The sequence below is a fragment of the Dactylosporangium cerinum genome (assembly GCF_042653625.1).
Classification (GTDB): domain Bacteria; phylum Actinomycetota; class Actinomycetes; order Mycobacteriales; family Micromonosporaceae; genus Dactylosporangium; species Dactylosporangium cerinum.
Map to the genome: position 1 here is coordinate 498,974 of NZ_JBHSIU010000011.1, position 22,688 is coordinate 521,661.

The 22,688-nt window shown below is 70.9% G+C and carries 24 protein-coding genes and 2 pseudogenes; 14 read left to right on the forward strand and 12 right to left on the reverse strand.

Annotated features, from left to right (window positions below; all coding sequences use genetic code 11):
* Positions 1–57: 57 nt before the first annotated feature.
* Positions 58–1,416, forward strand: a complete 1,359-nt coding sequence (locus ACFPIJ_RS11205) for a poly(ethylene terephthalate) hydrolase family protein (protein ID WP_380114652.1) — start codon at positions 58–60, stop codon at positions 1,414–1,416.
* A gap of 196 nt (positions 1,417–1,612) precedes the next feature.
* Complete coding sequence (gene arfA, locus ACFPIJ_RS11210; RefSeq protein WP_380114653.1) at positions 1,613–3,127, forward strand: arabinosylfuranosidase ArfA; 1,515 nt, start codon at positions 1,613–1,615, stop codon at positions 3,125–3,127.
* A 42-nt stretch (positions 3,128–3,169) separates the two neighbouring features.
* Here arfA and ACFPIJ_RS11215 read toward each other — a convergent pair whose 3' ends face one another.
* Both ACFPIJ_RS11215 and ACFPIJ_RS11220 read right to left on the reverse strand, forming a co-directional pair.
* Positions 3,170–4,684 carry an endo-1,4-beta-xylanase gene (locus ACFPIJ_RS11215; RefSeq protein WP_380114654.1) on the reverse strand — a complete coding sequence of 505 codons (1,515 nt, stop codon included), beginning with the start codon at positions 4,682–4,684 and terminating at the stop codon, positions 3,170–3,172.
* Positions 4,685–5,128: 444 nt separating this feature from the next.
* Positions 5,129–6,154, reverse strand: coding sequence for a LacI family DNA-binding transcriptional regulator (locus ACFPIJ_RS11220; RefSeq protein ID WP_380114655.1), 1,026 nt, complete (start codon positions 6,152–6,154; stop codon positions 5,129–5,131).
* 243 nt (positions 6,155–6,397) lie between these two features.
* Between ACFPIJ_RS11220 and ACFPIJ_RS11225 the strand changes: the two genes are divergently transcribed.
* Together ACFPIJ_RS11225 and ACFPIJ_RS11230 are read left to right on the forward strand one after the other, a co-directional pair.
* Complete coding sequence (locus ACFPIJ_RS11225) at positions 6,398–7,093, forward strand: hypothetical protein (protein WP_380114656.1); 696 nt, start codon at positions 6,398–6,400, stop codon at positions 7,091–7,093.
* A gap of 176 nt (positions 7,094–7,269) precedes the next feature.
* On the forward strand, positions 7,270–7,449 hold the full coding sequence (locus tag ACFPIJ_RS11230) for a hypothetical protein (RefSeq protein WP_380114657.1): 180 nt from the start codon (positions 7,270–7,272) through the stop codon (positions 7,447–7,449).
* On the opposite strand, the gene ACFPIJ_RS11235 is transcribed toward ACFPIJ_RS11230, so the two are convergent.
* Positions 7,436–8,524, reverse strand: coding sequence for a hypothetical protein (locus ACFPIJ_RS11235; protein ID WP_380114658.1), 1,089 nt, complete (start codon positions 8,522–8,524; stop codon positions 7,436–7,438). The genes ACFPIJ_RS11230 and ACFPIJ_RS11235 overlap by 14 nt on opposite strands.
* 66 nt (positions 8,525–8,590) lie before the next feature.
* Positions 8,591–8,857: a PspC domain-containing protein gene (locus ACFPIJ_RS11240; protein WP_380114659.1), complete on the reverse strand. Its 267-nt coding sequence runs from the start codon at positions 8,855–8,857 to the stop codon at positions 8,591–8,593.
* Between the two features lie 132 nt (positions 8,858–8,989).
* Between ACFPIJ_RS11240 and ACFPIJ_RS11245 the strand changes: the two genes are divergently transcribed.
* Positions 8,990–9,640: a hypothetical protein gene (locus ACFPIJ_RS11245; protein ID WP_380114660.1), complete on the forward strand. Its 651-nt coding sequence runs from the start codon at positions 8,990–8,992 to the stop codon at positions 9,638–9,640.
* Positions 9,641–9,680: 40 nt separating this feature from the next.
* A complete protein-coding gene (locus ACFPIJ_RS11250) occupies positions 9,681–10,079 on the forward strand; it encodes a VOC family protein (protein WP_380114661.1) in 399 nt (132 codons plus the stop codon).
* Positions 10,080–10,113: 34 nt separating this feature from the next.
* Here ACFPIJ_RS11250 and ACFPIJ_RS11255 read toward each other — a convergent pair whose 3' ends face one another.
* Entirely contained in the window at positions 10,114–10,746 is a 633-nt protein-coding gene (locus tag ACFPIJ_RS11255) for a TetR/AcrR family transcriptional regulator (protein WP_380114662.1), read from the reverse strand.
* A gap of 109 nt (positions 10,747–10,855) precedes the next feature.
* Here ACFPIJ_RS11255 and ACFPIJ_RS11260 point away from each other — a divergent pair, with 109 nt between their 5' ends.
* Positions 10,856–11,854: an NADPH:quinone oxidoreductase family protein gene (locus tag ACFPIJ_RS11260; protein ID WP_380114663.1), complete on the forward strand. Its 999-nt coding sequence runs from the start codon at positions 10,856–10,858 to the stop codon at positions 11,852–11,854.
* Between the two features lie 40 nt (positions 11,855–11,894).
* Positions 11,895–12,125: a hypothetical protein gene (locus ACFPIJ_RS11265; RefSeq protein WP_380114664.1), complete on the forward strand. Its 231-nt coding sequence runs from the start codon at positions 11,895–11,897 to the stop codon at positions 12,123–12,125.
* 21 nt (positions 12,126–12,146) lie between these two features.
* On the opposite strand, the gene ACFPIJ_RS11270 is transcribed toward ACFPIJ_RS11265, so the two are convergent.
* The 3 genes from ACFPIJ_RS11270 to ACFPIJ_RS11280 form a co-directional block, all read right to left on the reverse strand.
* Positions 12,147–12,530, reverse strand: a complete 384-nt coding sequence (locus ACFPIJ_RS11270) for a RidA family protein (RefSeq protein ID WP_380114665.1) — start codon at positions 12,528–12,530, stop codon at positions 12,147–12,149.
* A complete protein-coding gene (locus tag ACFPIJ_RS11275; protein ID WP_380114666.1) occupies positions 12,527–13,120 on the reverse strand; it encodes a helix-turn-helix domain-containing protein in 594 nt (197 codons plus the stop codon). The genes ACFPIJ_RS11270 and ACFPIJ_RS11275 overlap by 4 nt, the downstream gene beginning before the upstream one ends.
* A gap of 77 nt (positions 13,121–13,197) precedes the next feature.
* On the reverse strand, positions 13,198–13,620 hold the full coding sequence (locus ACFPIJ_RS11280) for a MarR family winged helix-turn-helix transcriptional regulator (RefSeq protein ID WP_380114667.1): 423 nt from the start codon (positions 13,618–13,620) through the stop codon (positions 13,198–13,200).
* A gap of 177 nt (positions 13,621–13,797) precedes the next feature.
* Here ACFPIJ_RS11280 and eno point away from each other — a divergent pair, with 177 nt between their 5' ends.
* Positions 13,798–15,090, forward strand: coding sequence for a phosphopyruvate hydratase (gene eno, locus ACFPIJ_RS11285; RefSeq protein ID WP_380114668.1), 1,293 nt, complete (start codon positions 13,798–13,800; stop codon positions 15,088–15,090).
* Positions 15,091–15,101: 11 nt separating this feature from the next.
* On the opposite strand, the gene ACFPIJ_RS11290 is transcribed toward eno, so the two are convergent.
* Together ACFPIJ_RS11290 and ACFPIJ_RS11295 are read right to left on the reverse strand one after the other, a co-directional pair.
* Entirely contained in the window at positions 15,102–15,584 is a 483-nt protein-coding gene (locus ACFPIJ_RS11290) for a response regulator (protein WP_380114669.1), read from the reverse strand.
* A 196-nt stretch (positions 15,585–15,780) separates the two neighbouring features.
* Complete coding sequence (locus ACFPIJ_RS11295; protein WP_380114670.1) at positions 15,781–16,845, reverse strand: hypothetical protein; 1,065 nt, start codon at positions 16,843–16,845, stop codon at positions 15,781–15,783.
* A 119-nt stretch (positions 16,846–16,964) separates the two neighbouring features.
* On the opposite strand from ACFPIJ_RS11295, the gene ACFPIJ_RS11300 reads away from it, so the two are divergent.
* From ACFPIJ_RS11300 to ACFPIJ_RS11310, 3 genes are read left to right on the forward strand one after another with little or no spacing between them, the layout of a single operon-like run.
* Entirely contained in the window at positions 16,965–17,501 is a 537-nt protein-coding gene (locus ACFPIJ_RS11300) for a PadR family transcriptional regulator (protein WP_380114671.1), read from the forward strand.
* On the forward strand, positions 17,498–18,202 hold the full coding sequence (locus ACFPIJ_RS11305; RefSeq protein ID WP_380114672.1) for an ABC transporter ATP-binding protein: 705 nt from the start codon (positions 17,498–17,500) through the stop codon (positions 18,200–18,202). Before ACFPIJ_RS11300 ends, ACFPIJ_RS11305 begins: the two co-directional genes overlap by 4 nt.
* Entirely contained in the window at positions 18,199–19,728 is a 1,530-nt protein-coding gene (locus tag ACFPIJ_RS11310) for an ABC transporter permease (protein WP_380114673.1), read from the forward strand. The genes ACFPIJ_RS11305 and ACFPIJ_RS11310 overlap by 4 nt, the downstream gene beginning before the upstream one ends.
* An 80-nt stretch (positions 19,729–19,808) precedes the next feature.
* Here the strand turns inward: ACFPIJ_RS11310 and ACFPIJ_RS11315 are convergent.
* Positions 19,809–20,183 (reverse strand): annotated as a pseudogene (locus ACFPIJ_RS11315) (RICIN domain-containing protein); the annotation flags it as partial.
* 47 nt (positions 20,184–20,230) lie between these two features.
* Here ACFPIJ_RS11315 and ACFPIJ_RS11320 point away from each other — a divergent pair.
* Positions 20,231–20,422 (forward strand): hypothetical protein, encoded by a 192-nt coding sequence (locus ACFPIJ_RS11320; RefSeq protein WP_380114769.1) that lies wholly within the window; start codon positions 20,231–20,233, stop codon positions 20,420–20,422.
* On the opposite strand, the pseudogene ACFPIJ_RS11325 reads toward ACFPIJ_RS11320, so the two are convergent.
* Positions 20,332–20,832 (reverse strand): annotated as a pseudogene (locus ACFPIJ_RS11325) (cellulase family glycosylhydrolase); the annotation flags it as partial. The gene ACFPIJ_RS11320 and the pseudogene ACFPIJ_RS11325 overlap by 91 nt on opposite strands.
* A 207-nt stretch (positions 20,833–21,039) precedes the next feature.
* Here ACFPIJ_RS11325 and ACFPIJ_RS11330 point away from each other — a divergent pair.
* Complete coding sequence (locus ACFPIJ_RS11330) at positions 21,040–22,680, forward strand: cellulose binding domain-containing protein (RefSeq protein WP_380114674.1); 1,641 nt, start codon at positions 21,040–21,042, stop codon at positions 22,678–22,680.
* Positions 22,681–22,688: the final 8 nt, after the last annotated feature.

Here is a 22,688-nt window from a genome sequence, read left to right on the forward strand (position 1 = left end):
GATCGCCCGGCGGTCGACACGGCGGCCCTGGACGCCGCCAGACGAGAGGAGTCCATGATGGTGGTAGGGAACAGTGCCCGTCATGGCCGGGCCGGGCGCCCGCCGTTGCTGCACGCGCTGATCGCCGGTGCGGTCGCAGCCGTGGCGGTGGCCGTGGCCGCGATGACGATCCCGGCGGCGGACGCGGCCGAGGACAACCCGTTCCAGCGGGGTCCCGACCCGACCGTGGCCAGCGTTGCGGCGACGTACGGCACGTTCGCCACCGCGCAGACGACCGTGCCGCCCGGTAACGGCTTCAACGGCGGCTACATCTACTACCCGACCGACACCAGCCACACCTACGGTGCGGTCGCGATCGTGCCGGGCTACACCGCCCTGTTCGCCAACGAAGAGGCGTGGATGGGACCCCGGCTCGCGTCGTTCGGGTTCGTCGTGATCGGCATCGAGACCAACAGCCGCACCGACTACGACGCGGCCCGGGGCACCCAGCTGCTCGCCGCCCTCGACTACCTCACCACCCAGAGCGCGGTGCGGGACCGGGTCGACCGTAACCGGCTGGCCGTCATCGGCCACTCGATGGGCGGCGGCGGTGCCCTGGTCGCGGCCGGCCAGCGTCCGACGCTGAAGGCCGCGATCGGCCTCGCGCCGTTCAAACCGTCCGGGAACCTCGCCGGCAACCGGGTGCCGACGCTGATCGTGAGCGGTCAGAACGACACCACGGTCACTCCGTCCTATCTCGACGGTCTGTACCCGACCCTGCCGTCCGCGACCGCGGGCGCCTACCTGCTGCTGTCCGGCGCGGACCATCTCTTCTTCACCCGGCCCAACGACATCGAGCTGCGCAGCCAGATCCCGTGGCTGAAGACGTTCGTCGACAACGACACCCGCTACAGCCAGTTCCTGTGCCCGACGCTGAAGGACTCGACCGGTGTCTCGCGGTACACGGCCAGGTGCTCGCTGATCCCGTCCGGCGGCAACCCGCCGTCCTCGTCGCCGTCTGCTCCGCCGTCGTCTTCGGCCCCGCCCTCGACCCCGTCGGGCGGTGCGAAGCGGATCGTCGGTGCGCAGTCCGGTCGGTGTGTCGACGTGCCGAACGCGTCGCACAACAACGGCACGCGGGTGCAGCTGTACGACTGCCACGGCCAGAGCAACCAGCAGTGGACGGCGACGTCGAGCCGGCAGCTGACCGTGTACGGCAACGTGTGCCTGGACGCCGCCGGGTCCGGCAACGGCGCCGCGGTGCAGATCTACAGCTGCAACGGGCAGTCCAACCAGCAGTGGAACGTCAACAGCAACGGCACCATCACCGGTGTCCAGTCCGGGCGTTGCCTGGACGTGTGGGGCACCGGCAACGGCCAGCAGATCCAGCTCTACGACTGCAACGGACAGGCCAACCAGCGCTTCTCGGTGAGCTGATCGGAGCCGCTGACCCATGGGTGTGAGGACGCTGGTCTTCACGTTGCCCGCCGGGTAGAGCACCACCCCGCACCGCCCTCGCCCGGGTCTCGCAGCCGGGCGAGGGCGGTGCGACCTCGCGCTTCGCGCGACCCACGTCCGCGGCCGGCGTGCCGATCGCCTCGGTACGCTGAGCCGGCGCTTATAAGGAGGATGCATGCTGTTCGCCGGCATCACCGTCGACCCGGCGTTCGTCGTCGGGCCGGTCCGCAAACGGACCTTCGGCTCGTTCGTCGAGCACCTCGGCCGATGCGTCTACACCGGGCTGCACGACCCCGGCCATCCGACCGCCGACGCGGACGGCTTCCGGGGTGACGTCGTCGACCTGGTCCGCGAGCTCGGCGTCAGCACGGTGCGGTACCCGGGCGGGAACTTCGTGTCCGGATACCGGTGGGAGGACGGCGTCGGCGCGCGGGCGCAGCGGCCGGTGCGGCTCGACCTCGCCTGGCACTCCACCGAACCGAACACGGTCGGCGTCGACGAGTTCGTCCGCTGGGCGCGCCGGGCCGGCGTCGAGCCCATGATGGCGGTCAACCTCGGCACCCGCGGCATCCAGGAGGCGCTGGACCTCCTGGAGTACTGCAACGTGCGCGGCGGCACCGCCTGGTCGGATCTGCGGCGGGCCAACGGCGCCGAGGAACCGCACGCCATCCGGATGTGGTGCCTGGGCAACGAGATGGACGGCCCGTGGCAGATCGGGCACAAGACGGCACAGGAGTACGGGCGGCTCGCCGCGGAGACCGCCAGGGCGATGCGACAGCTCCAGCCCGACCTCGAACTGGTCGCCTGCGGGTCGTCCGGCTCCGGCATGCCCACGTTCGGGGAATGGGAACGCGTCGTCCTCGGCGAGGCCTACGACGTCGTCGACCTGATCTCGGCGCACGCCTACTACTGCGAGGAGGACGGGGACCTCGCGTCGTTCCTCGCCTCGGCCGTCGACATGGACCAGTTCATCGAGTCGGTCGTCGCCACCGCGGACGCCGTGCGCGCCGCCCGGAAGGCGACCAGACGCATCCACCTCTCGTTCGACGAGTGGAACGTCTGGTACGTCAAGCGCGCCGAGTCCCGACCACCGGCCGGTGATGACTGGCCGGTCGCCCCGGTGCTGCTGGAGGACCGGTACAACGTCGCCGACGCCGTCGTCGTCGGCAACCTGCTGATCTCGCTGCTGCGGCACACCGACCGGGTCCACGCGGCGTCGCTCGCCCAGCTGGTCAACGTCATCGCACCGATCATGACCGAGCCCGGCGGCCGGTCCTGGCGGCAGACGACGTTCCATCCCTTCGCGCTGACCGCCCGGCACGCCGCCGGCGAGGTGCTCCGGATCGTGATCGACGCACCGGTCCACGACACGGCCCGGTTCGGTGAGGTACCGGCCGTCGACGCCGTCGCCACGTACGAGCCGGACACGGGCGGGCTGGTGCTGTTCGCGGTCAACCGTTCGATGACCGAGCCGGTCGGGTTGACGGTCGATCTGCGGGGTTTCCCGCGGCTGCGGACCGTCGAGGCGGTGACCCTTGCCAACCCCGACCACACGTGGTCCGCGACGGCGGACGACGCGACGACGGTCCTGCCCCGCCCCAACACGTCGGCGACGCAGGACGGGGACGATGTCCGGGTCGAACTGCCGCCGGTGTCCTGGACGATGCTCCGCCTCGACGCGGCGGTGTGACGGCGGGAGCTCCCCGCCGTCACACCGCGATCGTCGGTCGGCTCAGCTCAGCGAGAAGCGCTGGTTGGCCTGTCCGTTGCAGTCGTAGAGCTGGATCTGCTGGCCGTTGCCGGTGCCCCACACGTCCAGGCAACGCCCGGACTGGACACCGGTGATGGTGCCGTTGCTGTTGACGTTCCACTGCTGGTTGGACTGCCCGTTGCAGCTGTAGATCTGCACCGCGGCGCCGTTGCCGGACCCGGCGGCGTCCAGGCACACGTTGCCGTACACGGTCAGCTGCCGGCTCGACGTCGCCGTCCACTGCTGGTTGCTCTGGCCGTGGCAGTCGTACAGCTGCACCCGCGTGCCGTTGTTGTGCGACGCGTTCGGCACGTCGACACACCGACCGGACTGCGCACCCACGATCCGCTTCGCACCGCCCGACGGGGTCGAGGGAGTGGGTGAGGCGGACGTCGTGCCGCCGGTCGGTGACGAGGTCGGCCCGACGGAGTTGAGCACGTTGAGCACGGAGTTGTACGCGGCCTTCTTGTTGCCGCCGCCGTCGAACAGCAGCGGGCTCTCGTTGGAGCGCCACGAGTCGCTGTCCCGCACGCCCCAGACGGTGATGCCGATGCAGCGGGGCACGTTGATGCACGCCTGGGTCAGCCCGGCGTACTGGCTGGTCGAGGAATTCGTGACGTCGACCTCGGTCAGCGCGACGTCCACGCCGAGAGCCGCGAAGCTCGACAGGGTGGTCTGAAAGTTGCCCGGCAGCGAGCTGCCGCCGGTGAAGTGCGTCTGCAGGCCCACGCAGTCGATCGGCACGCCGCGGGACTTGAAGTCCTGGATCATGCGGTAGACGCCCTGCGTCTTGCCGTACGACCAGTTCTCGATGTTGTAGTCGTTGTAGCAGAGCTTCACCGACGGGTCGGCGTTGCGCGCCGTGCGGAACGCGACCTCGATCCAGTCGTTGCCGGTGCCCTGCAGGTTGGACTGGCGGCGGCTGCCGTCCTCGTTGAAGGCCTCGTTGACCACGTCCCAGGCCGCAAGCTTGCCCTTGTAGTGACCCATCACGCCGTTGATGTGGTCGATCATCGCCTGGCGCAGGGTGCTGCCGCTGATTCCGCCCCACCAGCTCGGCTGCTGGGAGTGCCAGGCCAGGGTGTGGCCGCGGACCTTCAGGCCGCGCTGGGTGGCCCAGTTGTAGATCTGGTCGCCCGAGCTGAAGTTGAAGTTCCCCCGCGAGGGTTCGGTCGTGTCAGGCTTCATCTCGTTCTCGGCGGTGATCATGTTGAACTCGCGGCCGGCGATCGTGCTGTACGTCGAATCACCGAGCCGGCCGGCGGCGACGGCGGTGCCGAAGTACCGGCCCGACTGGGCCGCCGCCGCACCCAGGGTGCTCGCGGCGGCGTTGGCGGTGGGGATCATCATCACCGCGCCCGTCGCCGCTGCCGTGGCGACGACGGCGGCGATCGCCAGGTTGACCCGGAACGGTCTTCTTCGCGGGGTGGCGGCGGCGTGCAGGGGTCTGGCTGCCACTGGGGACTCCTTGTCGGTTCTGTCCGGGACGCCGACCATCGCGCGCACGGCAGGCCGCAGCCGCCGCGCGCACAAAGGGGTGTCGGTGATGTCGCACGACCCGGACCGGTGAACGGTGGGCTTCAATGCCTCGCCATGCTCACACGGCAATTTCGAACGGACAATACTTTCCGAAACACTTTCGGAGGATGCAGGTGAAATCCGGGTCGCAGCGCGGCCGAGTTTTACCGTTCACATGACGATCGGAGCCTAATATCTGCAGGTAACAGGCGCATGCCCGGCGGACCGGCCGTCGTCGGCGTGGACGCTTCTCTGAAAGTTTCGGGGATTCCACGCCGGTAGTTGCGACTCGTATCGGAGCTCGTGCGGCAGATTCCCGGCTGCGGAGAATGGCCGGGCGGCACGCGACTCGAGGGGACACCGCCGCATAACACTTTTCTTACGGAATGCTTCTCCGCGCGGTGTTGTGCCCGCCCGGCCGGGTCAGTGGGCGGGGGTGGCGGCGCTGTCCCGGACGATCAGGGACGGCTCGACGACCGGATCCGCAGCCGGACGCGCCGGGCCTTCCAGCCGGTCCGTTTCGATGAGCCGGAGCAGCGCCGCCATGCAGCGCCGGCCGACCTCGTCGAAGTCCTGGCGGACCGTCGTCAGCGGTGGGGACAGATACGCCGCCTCAGGGATGTCGTCGAAACCGACGATGCTCACGTCGTCCGGGACCCGGATCCCGCGTTCGTGGAAGGCGCTCATCATGCCGAGGGCCATCTGGTCGTTGCCGGCGAACACTGCTGTCACGTCGTCCCGTGCCGCCAGCCGCATCCCCGCCGCATGACCGGACCTGGCGCTCCAGTCTCCGGTCATCAACGGCGGGACGGGCAACCCGGCCGCCACGAGTGCCGCCCGCCAGCCCTCGATCCGGCCCCGGGTCTCCAGCCAGTCACGTGGCCCCGACAGGTGCCACACCGTCCGGTGTCCGAGCCGCAGCAGGTGCTCCACCGCCATCCGTGCGCCGGCGATCTGATTGACCGAGATCGTCGGGATGGCACCATCGGTGTCGGCCTCCACCGCAACGGCGGGCATGCCCGCGGGCATGCTGCGCAAGGCCGCCGCGGCAGCTGTCTGCGGCGCGATGACCACGACCCCGGCGACCGACTGCTCCGCGAGCGCCCCGGTCGCCGACACCACCGCCGGGCGATCGATCCGCTCCACGGTGGCGATGCTGACGCCGTATCCGGCGGCGCGGGCCGCGCGCTCCACGCCGAGCAGGGTCGCCGCAGGCCCGTACAGGAGCGTGTCGAAGCTGACCACCCCGACGATCCGCGACCGGCGCCCCGCCAGCCCCCGTGCCATCGCGTTGGGTCGATAGCCAAGCTGGCGGACCGCGTCCAGCACGCGCTGCCGGGTGGTCTGGCTGACGCTCGGGTGGTCGTTGAGCACCCGCGACACCGTCTGATGCGACACCCCTGCGAGGCGCGCGACGTCGTACACGACCGCCGGACGACGCTGCATCATCAAGCCGAACCGGTCTTCATGAACGCCGATGCTAACGGTGCCGCAACACGGTCGCGGCGCGGCCGTTCGGCCCCACTTCACCACCCGGGGCATCGGCCGGCATCGCCCGAAAAACGTGTTACGGCGCGGGCCGGCCGGGAGTCGCGGCCGCTGTCCTCGGCTCCCGGGACCGCGGGAATTCCTCCCGCCGTGCGGGAATTGGTGCCCTGGCCGGGCGCGCCGACCCGATCGCAGGCTTGGCCCATGCAAACACTGACACAGACAGATACGCTCGGTCCGGCCGATCGGTCCGACACCCGCTTGCGGCGGCACGCACTGGCCGCGGCGGCACTTGTCGCTCCGTGGTTCATCGTCGCCTGCAACACCGGGTGGGCGATGGCGCAGGCGGCCGGCGCGAGCGACGAGACCGGCGCCGACGCGCTGACCGCCGCGGCGGCACACCCGGCCCTGCTGCGCAACGTGGTCCTGTTCGGGATGCTCGGCGCGCTGCTCATGATGCCGGCCGCGCTGGGCGCCGCCCGGGTGGCCGGTCGTGGAGCGGCCAGGCTGGCCTTCGTCGGTGGCACGCTCACGGCCGCCGGCTATGCCTGCTATCAGGCCGTCCTGCTCACCGACCTCACCACCTTGGCGATGGTGCGGGTCGGCGGGCCGATGGTCGGCTTCGCCGCCGTGCTCGACGCGCGGCAGCAGGACGCGACCGGGACCTGGGTGTTCCTGCTGTTCGTCCTCGGCAACATCGTCGGCACGTTCCTGCTCGGCCTGGCGCTGTGGCGGTCGCGGTCGGTGCCCCGGTGGGCTGCCGCCGCGGTGATGATCTGGCCGCCGACGCACATCGTCGGCCTGGTCGCCGGCGTCGAGTGGTTCGAGGTCGCCGGGGCGGCGGTCCAGGCAATCGGGTTCGCCGCGGTGGCGGTACGCCTCCTGCGCCGCACCGACTGACGTCAACGGCGGGCGCAGGGGTTCGCGGCCGTCCTGTGGCCCCGGCGACGACAAGAACTGCGGGCCGGAATGGGACGCGCTCGGCCCGGCGCGCGCGGGGCGGCGTACCAGGCGATGCTCAGATCCCACATCAACGCCGCCCTGTCGACCTGGTGACCCGCGTTTAGGATCGGCCGATGGTCATCAAGCCGCTGCACGACCCGGACGCCTGGCGTCCCTTCGTGGCGGCGCTGCTGGCCGCCGGGTTGCGCGGCCGGGCCGACTGGCAGGCCTCCGTCGAGGTGGTCAACGGTCTGCTCGCATTGCGTGGTCAACCGTTGTTGGACGTGACCGACGTCCCGGTCAGTTCACCGTGACGGTGACGACGCCGTACTGATTGCCGCGCTGGGTGAAGTGCGGCAGGACCAGCTTCCACGTGATGGTGAGTTTCCGGCCGGACGCCATCGCCACGGGCACGTCGGTCACCATCTCGAACACCACGCTGCCGCCGGCCGGGATGCTCTTGAGCGGTCGGCAGTTCAGCCGGTACAGCTGGGACGTGTTCACGGCATCGTTCTTCGCATCTCCCAGGGAGAAACGTTCCAGCAGGTAACCAGGGCACGGGTCCAGGGACAGCGGGCCCTTGGTGGGGTTGCCGAGCGTGACCCAGAAGACGATCCGCTCACCCGCCGCGGCGCTCGCCGGGCCCTTGACGGAGACGGTCAACTGGTTCAGTGGTGAGGCGGCCGGCGTCGACGCGGCGACGGGCTCGGTGAACCCGCTCGCGGACAGTGTCGCCCGGGCGTTCGGGTTGACGCCCTCGCCCTGCTGGCACTTCGGGGTGTCGGTCACGGCGACCGGTGCGCGCAGCGTGCCACCGCCGTGCGGGACCTGGATCGCGAGCTCCAGCGGGCCGTCCGTCGGCTGGCAGAACGGCCCCGACCAGTCCAGGCGCAGGCTCGCATGCCCACCGGCGGGCACGGCGACCACCCGGCTGCGGCCCTCGTCGTTGATGTCGTGCGTGTACAGCATGGGGATCTCGCGTCCACCGGCGAGCATCGTCGTCGGGACCTCGCCCTGCAGGGTGCACTCGACCGTCGAGGTGTTCTGGACGTCGACCTCACCGATGAGCTTGCCGATGGCGGCGTCCCAGCCCTTCGGCGTCTCGCCGCCGGTGCCGGGGCGCACCCAGGAGTCGAGCCGGCCGGACAGCTGCTCCGCCCGGCACGGCTTGCTGCCCGGCGCGGGGGTTCGCGGGCCGGGCGGCTTGCCGTTGAGGTCCTCGTCCTTGATCCGCAGGTCGGCCCACGGGACGGTGCCGTCGGCGAGCAGGGAGGCGGGTGCCGTCTGCTCGCCCGTCGTTTCCGCCCGGCCGGGGCCGGCGTCGGGGTCGGCGCAGGCCGAGGCGGCAGCGAGCACGGTCAGCAGCAGGAGCAGCGGCAGTCGACGCATGCCGCCACCCTGACACGGTCCGCCGGTGCGGTCCTGAGTACGCCGACTCAGATGCACCCGAGCAGCTCAGGCACTCGTCATCGTCGGCGCCGGGGAGACCGGCTGCTCGGCCAGCTTCGGCGCGACCTCAGCCGGCATGATGATCCACAGGATCGGGTAAATGAGAATCTGCGTGCCGGGGATGGCCAGCAGCAGCAGGACGAACAGCAGCCGGGCCGGCCACGGGTCGATGCCGAAGCGGCGCCCCAGCCCGGCGCAGACGCCGCCGAGCACCCGTCCGTGCACCGGCCGCACCAGGTCGTGCTGGCGCATCGTGCCGTGAACGGTCTCCATCACGTTTCTCCTTCGCTCGTGTTCGATGGTTCAACTGTCGCGGCTGCGGGGGTGCCCGGGCATCGGGGAGCGCCCCGGGCCGTCCCCGGATCCGGACCACCTACGGGTCGGCCGCGCTCTATGCTCGACGCCGTGACGGCGCTGGAACCACAGTCGGACCATCGGGACGTGGAGGCGGCGCTGCTGCGGGACGGCTGGATCCCGTGCGGGGCAGGGGACTGGGCGATCGCGCTCCGCTCGCCCGACGGCACGACGGCCGCGCGGATCAGCCCGTTCGACCCGACCGGTCCGTACGCCGCGGCCCTGTACACGCAGGCCGCGCCGACCCGCCAGGTCCCGGCGCTGTTCGCGCACCGCCGCCTGCCCGGCGGCGGCGACCTGCAGTTCCTGGAGTGGCTCGAACCCGTCGCCGGGGCGGAGGCCGCCGCGTTCCACCGGGCGATCGCCGAACGTGCCCCGGAGGTCGCCGACCTCGCCGACATCGTGCACCGGGTCCACGAGCAGGCCCGGCGCGAGCTGCCGTGGTGCGGGCCGCTGGACACCAACCCGGCCAACGTCATGCGCGCCGCCGACGGGCGGCTCGTCGTCATCGACCTGTTCTACGCCGACGGCCCGAACCTGTACGCGACCGCGGAAACGGACCCCGATCTGGTCGTCGCCCGGATTCCCGAGGCCGAGCGCCGGTTCATGACCGAGATCCCGCTGGCCGGCTCCGGGCCGTGGGACCCCGCGGCGCGGGCGGCGCTGCGCGCAAGACTCGCGGCGGCCGACGCCCGCGCTTGATCGGCGGGCCTTGCCCCGGTGCGCCGTGAGAGAGTGGTGCATGCCGCTGCGCGCGTATCCGATCAGAACCTCGGTCGCTGTGTCCGACATCCAGCGGGCGGTCGCGTTCTACGAAGGCAAGCTGGGTCTGCAGGCACTGCGATCCGGCCCCAGCGCGCACATCGCCGGCGGCAGCCGCGTCTACGGTTCCGGCGGCGGGCCGGCGCTGAACGTGTACCAGTCCGACAGTGCCGGGCAGACGTCGGCGACACTGGCGACCTGGTACGTTGAGGACCTCGACCAGATCGTCGACGAGCTCGCCTCGTCGGGCGTCGAGTTCGCCCGCTACGACCAGTTCGACCACGATGCGAGGGGGATCACCGCCCGGGCCGGCGGTGGCCGTATCGCCTGGTTCCGTGACCCGGACGGCAACACGTTCGCCCTCGAAGCGGACGTCTGACCGCGACCACCTACGGGTCGGTTCCGGCATGGCCTCACATCTCGTCGGTGTGACGTCGTGCGGGAGGTGCGAGGGTGTCCCACGCGGTCATTGCGCAGCTGACGATCGTTTCCAGCTCGGCACGGGTGGCGCCGTCTCGAGCCTGGATGGATAGGCCCTGCACGACGGTGGTGTAGTAGCGGGCGATGGCGTCGAGGGTGCCGGGCGGCGCGGTGAGGTCGCCGTCGGCAACGCCGCGGGCGAGTCGGTCCCTGATGGTGGCGTGCATGTCGCGCCGGCGGTCGGCCAGGAACTCGCGGACTGCGTGATTTTCCACGGAGCCGGTGGCGGCGGCGAGGACGAGCATGCAGTAGTGCGGCGTGTCGGGGCCGGTGATCTGATCGGCGGTGGCGCGGAGCATGGCGTGGATCGCGGCGCGGGCGGTCGGCTGTTCGCGGAGCGCCCGCCGGGGCGGCTCGCCGGCCGTTGCGCCGTACAGCGCCATGACCTGGCGGAACAGTTCCTCCTTGCTGCCGAAGCAGGCGTAGATGCTGGGGGAGGCGATCCCCATGGCCTGGGCCAGGTCGTTGATCGAGGTGCCCTCGTAACCGCGCTTCCAGAACAGGTCCAGCGCCTGGCGTAGGGCAGTGTCCGGATCGAAGGTGCGGGGGCGGCCGCGGGTCGCCATCGGGTCTGCCTCCAGCTTTGTTTGGCGTTCGATCAACTTTAGCTTGACCGGCGCAGCAGGGCGATGGCATCGTTTGTTTATTGTTCGATAAACAAAGGAGCCGACGGCGATGCCGCTTCCCACCACGATGCGCGCCCTGCAGCAGACGTCACTGGACGGCCCACGGGATCTGCGCCTGATCACCGACGTGCCGGTGCCGTCCCCGGGTGCCGGTGAGGTGCTGATCCGGGTCACCGCCGCCGGGGTCAACTTCGTCGATGTCTCGCAGGCCCGCGGCACGTTCGCCGGTGGGCCGCAGCCGCCGTATCTGGCCGGCATCGAAGGTGCCGGTGAGGTCGTGGCCGTCGGCGAGGCCGTGCCGAGCCCGGCGCCCGGTGACCACGTCGTCGGTGTGGCCATCGGCGGTGGTGCGTTCGCCGAGTACATGCTGCTGCCGGCGGCGGCCGCGGTGCCCGTGCCGGGCGGCTGGACCGACGAGCAGGCGCTGGGCCTGGTCGTGAACTGGCCGACCGCGCTGGCGGCCCTCCGGCCGTTGGGCGGCGTCACCGCAGGCCAGACCGTGCTGATCCACGCCGCCGCCGGCGGGACCGGTCAGGCCGCGGTGCGCATGGCGAAGCACTACGGCGCGACGGTGATCGCCACCGCTTCACCGGCCAAGCACGGGACGGTCCGGGCCCTGGGCGCCGACCACGTCATCGACTCCCGCGCCGCCGGCATCGCCGCCGAGGTGCTGCGGCTGACCGGCGGTGCGGGTGCCGATCTGGTCCTCGAGTCGGGCGGCGGTGCCACCCTGGAGGCCAGCCTGGCCGCGGCCAAGCGGGTCACCGGCCGGGTCGTCGTCTACGGCCTGGCCGGCGGGCAGGCCGCGATCACCAACTGGGACCTGGTCTACAAGCACCAGGTCCACGTCGTCGGTCTGAACATCGGCGTGCTGATCCAGGCGGCACCGCAGATCTTCGGTGAGCTCATGGGCGAGCTGTTCGGGCTCGTCGGAGCCGGCGTGCTCGGCCCCGGCCGGCCCACCGGCTATGAACTGGCCGACGGTCCGAAGGCGCTCACGGAACTGGAGGCACGGGCCACGACCGGCAAGCTGGCGCTGCTGCCCTGACGCCCTCCCCGGGCTTGCGGGCATGGTTGATGATCGACCCATGAAGTACAGCGGGGTGTGCACCAAGTGCCATGCGTCGGACGTCGTTCGGGTGCCGGGCCGCGCGGGTCCGTACGGATCGGGCAACATCATCCAGGTCGGATTTCTGGCCAGTCCCGTTCTGGTGCACCGGTACATCTGCCTTAACTGTGGCTTCGCCGAGGAATGGGTTGAATCGCCGCAGGAGCTGGCAAAGCTCCGCGAGAAGTTCGGGCCGACCAGCACGCAGTGACGATCGGACGGCCTGGTGCGGTCACGCGACGGCGATGGCCTCGATTTCCAGGAGCCATTCCTCGGCGTAGATGTCGGCGATGATGATGGTGATGGCCGGTGTGTGGTCGCCGAGGACCTCCGCGCGGATGCGGGAGTTCTCCGCGCGGTAGCGGCGGTCGGCGAGGTAGGTCGTGACCTTCGCGAGGTCACGGGTGGTCAGGCCGGCCTCGTTCAGCACCGCCGCGATGTGCTCCCACACCAGGCGGCACTGGGTGGTGAAGTCCTCGGGGACCTTGCCGTCGCTGTCGGCCCACGGGACCTGGCCGCTGACGAAGACGAGCCGCTGGGCCGCGGTGACCACGGTGCCGTGGGTGTAGTTGCCGGTCGGTGCGGGCAGGCCGGGCGGGTTGAGCGGCGCGATCACGTGGCCTCCTCGGGGCTCAGGTGGTGCGGGGATCCGGCGACCTGCATGGCGGTGTAGTACACGCATTCGGTCGGGCCGGGGTTGGCGAAGGCGTGGACGCAGTCGCCCGCGTAGTACAGCGCGTCGCCCCGGCCGAGCCGGTGGTCGACGCCGTCCAGGGTCACGGTCAGCTCGCCGGTCTCGACCGCGACGTACTCCCGGGATCCGGCGGCGTGTGCGGCGAAGCTGCCGATGACGGCGCCCGCGGCGACGGTCGTGCGGATGAGCTCGAACTCGACGCCGGGCAGGACGGGGGAGAGGATCCGGCGCTGCCAGCCGTCGGGATGGTCGATGGCGTGCTGCTCGGCGTGCCGCAGCAGGATCGTGCGGGCCGGTTGGTCCTCGCCGAGGAGCCGGGACACGGTGGTGCCGAGCGCCGTGGCGAGGCGGGCCAGCACGAGCACGGTCGGCGAGCGGGCGCCGCGTTCGACGTCGGAGATCATGCTCCGGCTGACGCCGCTGGCCGTGGCGAGCGACTCGAGGCTGAGCGCCCGTGTCCGCCGCAACTCGCGCAGCCGCTCACCCAGCTGCTCGGTGAAGTCATCGCGCACATGTCCAGCATAGCGGAATCTCTCCGCTATACTGGAATCGCGAGTCCTGGCGCAGCAGAGTGACCGCCGGACGGGCGTCAATGTGCGGCGAGCCGCTCCAGCAGTGCGGCGCTGCGGGCCAGCAAGCCCCGCTCCTCATCGGTGAGCTCGGCCTCGATGGCCTGGGCGAGCCAACCGGCCCTGCGGCCGCGTTCCGCTTCGAGCGCCGCCCGCCCCGCGTCGGACAGCTCGACCAGCGACTTGCGGCCGTCCGTGGGGTGGGCCCGGCGGGTGATCAGGTGCTGTTCCATGAGCAGCCCCACCGCCCGGGCCATCGACTGGGGGCGCACGCGCTGATCGGTGGCGAGGTCGCTGGTGGTCATGGCGCCGTTGCGGTCGAGTGCGCCGAGCACGGCGACCTGGCCCAGCGGGATGCGGTCCTCGAGCTTGACGCGTCGGGTCAGCTTGCCCATGGCGGTGCGCAGTTCGGCGGCGATGGCGGCGGCTTCCGAGGTGGGCACACGGCACTTTACCCCGTTGATCAGTCATCGCCGTGCACTTGACCTGCACAGCAATGCTGTACAGCAAAACTGAACAGCACAACTGCGCAGCAATGCTGTAGAGTTCGCCGGTGTCGGGCTCAGCGCCAGTGTTGTCGCCGCTGGAGCCACGGCACACGACAACCGGAAGGAGCTGCCATGTCCGCAACGGCAGCCGTCATCGAGACCATCACCGCCCGCCGCATCCTCGACAGCAGGGGCAACCCCACCGTCGAGGTCGACGTCGTCCTGGCCGACGGATCCGTGGGGCGCGCGGCCGTCCCCTCCGGCGCCTCCACCGGTGCCCGGGAGGCCGTGGAACTGCGCGACGGAGACCCCGCACGCTGGCACGGCAAGGGCGTCGACCGTGCGGTGGCCCACGTCAACGGCGAGATCGCAGCCGCGTTGCGCGGCCGGGACGGTGCGGATCAGGCCGGGCTCGACACCGCGCTGGTCGCCCTCGACGGCACCGCCACGAAGTCCCGGCTGGGTGCCAACGCGATCCTCGGCGTCTCCCTCGCCACCGCCAAGGCCGTCGCGGCGGCCCACCGCCAACCCCTCTACCGCTACCTCGGTGGCGCCGAGGCCCACCTGCTGCCGCTGCCGATGATGAACATCGTCAACGGCGGCGCCCACGCCGACAATCCGCTGGACTTCCAGGAGTTCATGATCGCGCCCGTGGGCGCGGAGTCCTTCGCCGATGCCGTCCGTATGGGCAGCGAGGTCTTCCACACCCTGCGCCGCGATCTGCTGGCCGCCGGGCACTCCACCGGCGTCGGCGACGAGGGTGGCTTCGCACCGGCGCTGCGCACCGCCGACGAGGCGCTCGACTTCGTGATGACCGCCATCGAGCGCACCGGCTACCGCCCCGGCGCGGACATCGGCCTGGTCATGGACCCGGCATCGTCGGAGTTCTTCCGCGACGGGGTCTACGACTACACGGGCGAGGGGGTGCGCCGCAGCCCCTCCGAGCACGCCGACTACCTGGCCGGGCTCATCGACGCCTACCCGGTCGTGTCGATCGAGGACCCGATGGCGGAGAACGACCTGGACGGCTGGCGCGAGCTGACCGCCCGTGTCGGCGACCGCTGCCAGCTCACCGGCGACGACGTGTTCTGCACCAATGAAACGTTGCTGCGCGACGGCATCCGCACCGGTGTCGGCAACTCGGTCCTGATCAAGGTCAACCAGATCGGCACCCTGACCGAGGCGCTCGCGGCGGTGGCCACGGCCCACCAGGCGGGCTGGACGGCCGTGATGTCACACCGCTCGGGCGAGACGGAGGACACCACGATCGCCGACCTGGCGGTGGCAACCGGCTGCGGTCAGATCAAGACCGGCTCGCTGTCGCGCTCCGACCGCACGGCGAAGTACAACCAACTGATCCGGATCGAAGAGGAGCTGGGCGCGGCAGCGCGCTTCGCGGGCCGCTCCGCGCTGCGTCGGGCGTGAACAGGGTTCAGTCAGGTTACGGGGTCGTCGGAAGGCCGGCTGGGCAGCGTGACGGTGTGGCCGTAGAAGTTGCGGATCGCCATGATGACCCGCTCGAAGTCGTCGAGATCGAGGGGTTTGCTCACGTACGCGTTCGCCCGCGCGTTGTAGCTGGACGACACGTCACTGTCCGACGACGAGGTGGTGAACACAATGGTCGGGATCGACTTGAACCGATCATCACTCTTGATCATCACCAGTGCCTGCCGACCGTCGACCCGGGGCATGTTCAGATCGAGCAGGATCAGGTCCGGCCGCGGCGCGTCCTGATAGGGGTCGTCCCTGTTCAGGAAGGCGAGCGCCTCACCGCCGTCGGGAACGTGGTGCAGCGAGCTGGGCAGGCTGTGTTCCGCGAAGACGCTCTCCACCAGAGCGACGTCTCCGGCGTCGTCCTCGACGACCAGCACCTGCAGCAACTGCCGGTCGGCACCCGAACTGCCGCCGGCGGTCGTCATGAGGTGACCTCACCGAGTGGAATGGGCAGTCGCTTCAATACCGGCCTCCCGGAGGGTCGACCCCACGGTCAAGTCGTTCCACGCCGCGCACAATACCGTCGCCCGGCGCCGGCGACGCCACTACGTCCCCGAGCGCCGGCAGTCCGTTCGCGAGCCGCAGGTGTCGCGGTCGCCGATCGCAGCGATGCGGCACTGTTCACGGGGCGGTGAGCTCCCACCGGTACAGCACGCTGCCGTCGGTGGTCAGCCATGTGCCGTCCCCGAGCGACGCCACGTGCTCTGTCACCGGCACCGGATACGCCACCGCGCCGAGCGGGTGCAGCGCCGGCCAGGCGCAGAGGTGGTGCGTCCACCTGGCGTCGCCGCGGAACCGCCGTAGCGACACGACGACGTACGCGTCGCCGACCCGCCGTGCGGTGCCCAGCTCGTCGTCCGGCTCGCCACCCAACGCGGCGAGCTCGACCAGCGCCACCTGCCGGTCCGCGGCGCCGTCCTGCACCGCGATGTCGTGCACCGCCACGTCGTCGTGCTCGTCGTCGTACGTCATTCCCTCGGCCCGGCGGACCGACAGGACCCGTCCCGGCTTCGAGCCGAGATCGGTGACCTCCCGGTAGGCCGGGCCGCCGGTGACCTTGAATCCCTCCGGGCGGACCGTGACCCGGTACATCGCCCAGCTGTACCACGCCGTCCAGCAGGTGATGACCAGTTCGGTGCCGTCGGGACTCCAGCGCTGCGCAACGGTCGAGGAGACTGCGGTGACCGGTCGTTCACCATGGATCCTGCCGGTCGCGGCGTCCACGAGCACCAGGCGGTCGTTGGTGTACCGGCGGCGCGGCTCACTGTCGTACACCAGCAGCGCCGGTTCGCCGTCGCGGGCGAGGCATGGCAGCACGACGCTCACGAACCGGCCGTCCGGGCTCACCGCGGGAGCGCACGGCGGGCGGGGCTCGCGGTGCCCGCCGTGCCACGGATCGTGCGGCAGCTCCCAGCGGAGCGCACCGCTCGGGTCGACCGCGCGCACGGCACTGCCCTCGGCGATGACGACGAGGCCACCGTCGGGCGAGAGCGTGGCCCTCGCGTGTGCCGGCAGCACCATTCGCCGCGCCGGCTCTGGCACCCTGGCAAGCACGGCGGCCCGCTCGTACGCCAGCAGATGGTCGGCGTCCTGGACGGCAACGACGGCGCCTTCCCAGGAAGCGGTGAGCACCGGGCCGAGCGGCGCGGGCGCGGTGCCGACCAGCCGTACGTCGACGGGCGTCATGGGGCGCGATGGCACAACGGCGTCCTCTCGAAGCGGCCGTGCGGGGTTCCATGGTGGCACGGTCCGCGCCGGAGCGCCGGGCTTGACGGTCACTATTCATCAGGTGAATAGTGTGCCGTGTGTCCGCGCCGTTCGTGTTGCTCGGCCTGCTCGGGGACGGGCCCAAACATGGGTACGACCTCAAGCACGCCTATGACCGCACCCTGCCCCGCGCCAAGCCGCTCGGGTTCGGGCAGGTCTATGCCACGCTCGGGCGGCTGGAGCGGGACGGGTTCGTGGCGCAGGCCGGCCAGGAGCGGGCCGGCGGGCCGGACCGGACCACGTTCGCCATCACCGACGCCGGGCGGGTCGAGCTGGAGCGCTGGGTCGGTGAGGTCGAGTCGCCCGCGCCCCACGTCGGCGCGGTGCTGCTGGCCAAGGTCATGGTGGCGCTCATGTGGCCCGACAGCGGGCGGGCCGTGCGGTACCTGGCGGCCCAGCGGGCCGCGCACACGGCCCGGCTGCGCGAGCTGACCGCGGTCAAGACCGACCCGGACGCGGGTGTCGGCGACGTCATCGCCGCCGACTACGCCATCGCCCACCTCGACGCGGACCTGGTGTGGCTTCGCACCACGCTGGCCCGCGTCGCCGAACTGCATCGGGGGGAACCGCAATGACCATTGTCCTGCAGGCCAGAGGGGTGGTCCGCGCGTACGGTGCGACGCCCGCCCTGCGCGGTGTCACGCTCGACGTCGAGGAGGGCGAGATCCTGGCGATCACGGGGCCGAGCGGCTGCGGCAAGTCGACGCTGCTGCACTGCCTGGCCGGGATCATGCGACCGGACTCGGGCGAGGTCGTCTATCGCGGCGCCCGCGTCGACACCCTGTCCGAGGCGCGCCGCTCGCGGCTACGGCGCGGCGACTTCGGGGTGTTGTTCCAGTTCGGGCAGCTCGTCGCGGAGCTGTCCGCAGCCGACAACGTCGCGTTGCCGCTGCTGCTCGCCGGCACGGGGCGGCGGGAGGCGCGGACCGTGGCGCTGGCGTGGCTGGAGCGGGTCGGGGTCGGCGACGTCGCCGACAGCCGGCCGGGGGAGATGTCCGGCGGTCAGCAGCAGCGGTGCGCGATGGCGCGGGCGCTGGTGACCGAGCCACGGGTCGTGTTCGCCGACGAGCCGACCGGGGCGCTGGACACGCTGGCCGGCGAGCAGGTCCTGACCCAGCTGGTCCGGGTCGCGCATGAGCAACGCACGACGGTGGTGCTGGTGACACACGAGGCGCGGGTCGCGGGATACGCGGACCGCGAGATCGTGCTCACCGACGGCACGGTCGATGACACCGGCCTCGGCATCGCACTCCCCGCCGGGCGGCACGGCCGATGAGACCCACGACGCTGGTGCGGCTGGGCCTCGCCGGGACCCGGACCGACGCGATGCGGGTGCTGCTGACCGCGCTCAGCACCGCCCTGGCCACAGTCGCCGTGCTCGCCGCGGCAAACGTGGTGGCGATCGGACAGTTCGGCGACGGGTCGGGCGGGTCGGACGACTGGTCGACGCAGTACGGCAACGCGCTGCTGCGCGAGCCCGGCCTGCGGCCCGGTGTGGCGATCACCCTGCTGCTGCTGACCGTGCCGGTGTTCGCGCTCGCGGGCCAGTGCGCCCGGCTGGGCGCGCCGGCCCGGGACCGCAGGCTGGCGGCCATCCGGCTCGCCGGGGCGACGCCCTGGCAGACGACCGCGATCGCGGCGGCGGAGACGGGCGTGGCCGGCCTGATCGGATCGGTCTGCGGCACCGGGGTGTTCCTCGCGGGGCACCGGCTGCTGGACCGGCGCGACGCCGACGGGCTGCTGCCGCTGCCGACCGACGTGTGGCCGGCGCCCTGGTTCGTGGTCGTCGCCGCGCTCGCCATCCCGTTCGCCGGGGCGCTGGCCGCGGCGCTGGTCATGCGGCGCGTCACGGTCAGCCCCTTCGGCCTGGTACGGCGGGTGCGCCGCACCCACGGGCCGCAGCCGTGGTCGGGCGTCTTCATCGTGGTCGGCGTGCTGGCGTTCGCGGCGATCGGCACGGCCTCGCAGTGGGGGCAGCACGTGCACGTCAAGGTCCCCGGCTGGGTCCTGCCGACGACGCTGCTGGTGGGCTCGGCATGCGCCGGCTTCGGCGTGGTGCTCGGCACCGGGTGGCTGGCATACACGGGCGGCCGCCTGCTGCATCGCCTCGCGCGGCGACCGGCCGGGCTGCTCGCGGCGGGGCGGCTCATGACCGACCCGTGGAGCGGCAGCCGGACGCTGGCGGTGCTGCTCGTGTGCGTGCTGTTCGGGGCCGGCGCGGCCGGGATGCGGGCGCAGTTCGCGGTGAGGGCCGACATCGAACGCGACGCGGACCCGCTCGGCCAGCCGGACCCGTTCTACCTGCGCACGATGGACCTCATCGACGCGGCCCTGCTGACCGCGGTGGTACTGACCGCACTGGCGATGCTCGTCGTGGTCGCGGAAGGGATCGTGAGCCGGCGGCGCGCGTACGCCTCATTGGTGGCGACCGGCGTGCCACGCGGCACAGTGAGCCGCTCGATCCTGTGGCAGTCGCTGCTGCCGGCGATCCCGGCGGTGCTGGTCGCCCTCGTCGTCGGCATCAGCCTCGTCCGCGCGCTCGGCACGGAGATGCAGGGCGGCGGCGGGTCGATCTGGCAGTGCACCGCGACGGCGGCGGAGTGTGGGAGCAGCGACCCGGCGGTCCGCGAGAAGTCCGGTGTCGTCGTGGAGATCCCGACGATCACCAGGTCGGTTCCGGTGCCGTGGGGTGAACTGGCCCGCATCGGTGGCGTCGCGGGGCTGGCGGTGCTCGGCACCACCGCACTGGGTCTGCTGTTCCTGCGCCGCAGCACCGACCTGGAGGAGCTGCGCGCGACGTAGGCACCGCGACGTAGGCACGAAGGCGAGCTCGAGCGACGGCACATCACCGCCACGGGGGCAGGTGATGTGCCGTCGTGAAACCGGATCAGCGTCCACTTCTGGTTGGGCTGCCCGTTGCAGGACCAGACGACGACGGCGGTGCCGTTCGCCGTGCCCTGGCCGGACGCGTCCAGGCACATGCCCGACTGCTGACCGCGGATCGAGCCGTCGGCGTTGACGGAACACCGCTGGTTGGCCTGGCCGTTGCAGTCCCAGATCTGCACCTTGGCGCCCGGCGCGGTGCTCTGGTTGTCGACGTCGAGGCATTTCGAGCCGTAAACGCACAGCTCGCCGGCACCGGTCAGCGTCCACGACTGGTTCGCCGCGCCGTGGCAGTCCCAGAGGGCGATGGCGGTGCCGTTGGCCTGGCTGGCGCCGGGCACGTCGATGCAGCGTCCCGACTGCTGGCCGGTGATGGTGCCGTTGACGACCCGGTTGCCCCCAGGAGGTCAGGCTGGCCGGGTTGAAGCCGTTCGTCAGGTCCAGCACGGCGTCGGCGCCGCCGTTGCCGCTCCAGGACCAGGCGAGCCAGCCGATGCCGCGGGACTGCGCGGTGGACAGGATCGCGTCGACGGCGACGGTGACGCCGCTGTGGGTCCAGCCGAACTCGCCGACGATGAGCGGGATCCGGTTGTTGGCGAACCAGTTGATGTAGTCGTTCACCCGCGACGCGGCGCCGTAGACGCCGTACATGTGGACGGAGAACACGACGTTGCGCTGCGGGTCGCCGGCGAACACCGAGGCGGCGTTGTTGCGCATCAGGTAGTCGCCGTCCTGACCGTAGCCGGGTGCGTCGGCGATGAGGGTGTTGCTGATGCCCGCGCCGCGCAGCCGGCTGATCGCGTTGCGGGTCTGGCTGATCCAGCCGGTGTCGGTGCCGCTGCTGTACGGCTCGTTGCCGAGGTTGACGATGACGTAACGCTCCTGGCCGATGACGGCGCTTCGGACGGAGACCCACCAGTCGGCGGCCTGGGCGAGCGTGGCCGCGCCGTTGCCCGGCGCGTAGCCGGTCGTGTCGTGCACCTCCAGGACGCAGATCAGGCGGTTGCTACGGCACTGGGTCACCGCGGCGGCGACGGTGGCGGTATCGGCTACGTCGGGGAGTCGTGCATCTGAAGCGGATAAGCGTATCGAGCAACACCACTTGACGATGCGAGCGCACCGCCGTAGCGTGAGCGCTGCTTAAGCGGTTACGCGATCCGCCGTACACCGCCGCGCGCCGGCGCCGGCCGCGCGGCGCACACCCCGCCCGATCGGCATCAAAGGAACCCGATGAGCCAATCGCCCAGAACACCCCGCAACCGGCTGCTGGCGGCACTCGCCGCCGTGCTCATGGCGGCAGTCGGTGCCGTCGTCGTGCTGACCGGTGTCAACCAGGCCGCCGCTGCCACCGCCTTCGTGCAACGTTGCGGCATCCGCTTCTGTCTCGGTGGCAAGAGCTTCTACTTCGCCGGGACCAACACCTACGACCTGTTCACCTACGGCGCCGGCTCCGGTGACACTGAGACGCAGTACATGGACAAGGCGAAGATCGACACGCACCTGGCGAACCTCGCCGCCGACAAGGTGACCGTGCTGCGCCTGTGGATGTTCAGCATGGAGATCTGGCACGGCTTCGAGACTGCCAAGGGCGTCTACAACGAGCAGCAGTTCGCCCTGTTCGACTACATCATCGAGTCGGCGCGCCGGAACAACATCCGGCTGATCCCGGTCTTCGACAACTACTGGGAGGCGTACGGCGGCATCGACCGGCGCCTGCAGTGGGAAGGCCTGTCCGGCGGGCAGCCGGGCCGCGGCCAGTTCTTCAACAAATCCAAATGCCCCGGCTGTTTCACCAGCTACAAGAACTACGTGTCGCACGCGCTGAACCGCACCAACCACTACAGCGGCGTGCAGTACAAGGACGACCCGACCATCATGGCGTGGGAGCTGATGAACGAACCCCGCTACGAGAACCAGACCCCGAACGAGAACACCAGCGGCACCACCCTGCGCGCGTGGGTGGACGAGATGGGCGCGTTCATCAAGGGCATCGACCCGAACCACCTGCTCGGCACCGGCCTGGAGGGGCACGAGACGCGGTACAGCTTCGGCGGCGACGAGGGCAACCCGTTCGTCTACATCCACCAGTCGCCGTACATCGACTTCACCTCCGCGCACCCGTATCCGACCGAGTCGTGGGCGAACCTCGGCATCGAACAGACCAAGACGCTGGTCCGTGCCTGGATCAACGACTCGCACAACGTCGTCGGCAAGCCGTTCTTCATGGGCGAGTTCAACGTCCACAACGTCGACCGGACCGCGTGGTTCACCGCGCTGTTCAACGACTTCGAGGCCGCCGGCGGTGACGGCAGCGCCTTCTGGTGGTATTCGGCCACCAACGTCGACGGCAAGTTCGGCGTCATGCAGGGCGCGCCGGAGCTCGCGCCGTTCCGCGCCCACTCCGCCAACATGATCACGAAGAGCGGGGGAGTCGTGCCGAGCGTCACCGTGTCGGCGAGCCCGTCAAAGAGTCCGAGTGCCAGTCCGAGTGCCAGTCCGAGTGCCAGTCCCAGCGCCAGTCCGAGTGCCAGCAGCCCACCGCCGGCCGGGGCCTGCACCGTGCACTACGGCCTGTCCGACTGGGGCAGCAGCTTCAACGGCGACGTGACGATCCGCAACACGGGCACCACGGCGATCAACGGTTGGGCGCTGCGGTGGACCTTCCCCGGCAACCAGGTCATCACCAACATGTGGAACGCCGTGCCGACCCAGAGCGGCAGGCAGGTCACCGCCACCAACCCGGCGAGCTACAACACCACCATCCCCGTCGGCGGGAGCCTCAACTTCGGCTTCAGCGCCACCTCGGTCGCCGGCACCAACGGTGTCCCGGCCACCTTCACCCTCAACGGTGCCACCTGCACCAAGGTCTGACGCGTCCA

Coding starts and splice junctions, on each gene's coding strand:
- ACFPIJ_RS11265 (WP_380114664.1), top strand. CDS start 11,895: ATGAAGTACAGCGGGGTGTGCACCAAGTGCCATGCGTCGGACGTCGTT.
- ACFPIJ_RS11215 (WP_380114654.1), bottom strand. CDS start 4,684: ATGGTCGGCGTCCCGGACAGAACCGACAAGGAGTCCCCAGTGGCAGCC.
- ACFPIJ_RS11250 (WP_380114661.1), top strand. CDS start 9,681: ATGCCGCTGCGCGCGTATCCGATCAGAACCTCGGTCGCTGTGTCCGAC.
- ACFPIJ_RS11260 (WP_380114663.1), top strand. CDS start 10,856: ATGCCGCTTCCCACCACGATGCGCGCCCTGCAGCAGACGTCACTGGAC.
- ACFPIJ_RS11225 (WP_380114656.1), top strand. CDS start 6,398: ATGCAAACACTGACACAGACAGATACGCTCGGTCCGGCCGATCGGTCC.
- ACFPIJ_RS11330 (WP_380114674.1), top strand. CDS start 21,040: ATGAGCCAATCGCCCAGAACACCCCGCAACCGGCTGCTGGCGGCACTC.
- ACFPIJ_RS11220 (WP_380114655.1), bottom strand. CDS start 6,154: ATGATGCAGCGTCGTCCGGCGGTCGTGTACGACGTCGCGCGCCTCGCA.
- ACFPIJ_RS11290 (WP_380114669.1), bottom strand. CDS start 15,584: ATGACGACCGCCGGCGGCAGTTCGGGTGCCGACCGGCAGTTGCTGCAG.
- ACFPIJ_RS11255 (WP_380114662.1), bottom strand. CDS start 10,746: ATGGCGACCCGCGGCCGCCCCCGCACCTTCGATCCGGACACTGCCCTA.
- ACFPIJ_RS11305 (WP_380114672.1), top strand. CDS start 17,498: ATGACCATTGTCCTGCAGGCCAGAGGGGTGGTCCGCGCGTACGGTGCG.
- eno (WP_380114668.1), top strand. CDS start 13,798: ATGTCCGCAACGGCAGCCGTCATCGAGACCATCACCGCCCGCCGCATC.
- ACFPIJ_RS11240 (WP_380114659.1), bottom strand. CDS start 8,857: ATGGAGACCGTTCACGGCACGATGCGCCAGCACGACCTGGTGCGGCCG.
- ACFPIJ_RS11235 (WP_380114658.1), bottom strand. CDS start 8,524: ATGCGTCGACTGCCGCTGCTCCTGCTGCTGACCGTGCTCGCTGCCGCC.
- ACFPIJ_RS11295 (WP_380114670.1), bottom strand. CDS start 16,845: ATGACGCCCGTCGACGTACGGCTGGTCGGCACCGCGCCCGCGCCGCTC.
- ACFPIJ_RS11230 (WP_380114657.1), top strand. CDS start 7,270: ATGGTCATCAAGCCGCTGCACGACCCGGACGCCTGGCGTCCCTTCGTG.
- ACFPIJ_RS11205 (WP_380114652.1), top strand. CDS start 58: ATGGTGGTAGGGAACAGTGCCCGTCATGGCCGGGCCGGGCGCCCGCCG.
- ACFPIJ_RS11310 (WP_380114673.1), top strand. CDS start 18,199: ATGAGACCCACGACGCTGGTGCGGCTGGGCCTCGCCGGGACCCGGACC.
- arfA (WP_380114653.1), top strand. CDS start 1,613: ATGCTGTTCGCCGGCATCACCGTCGACCCGGCGTTCGTCGTCGGGCCG.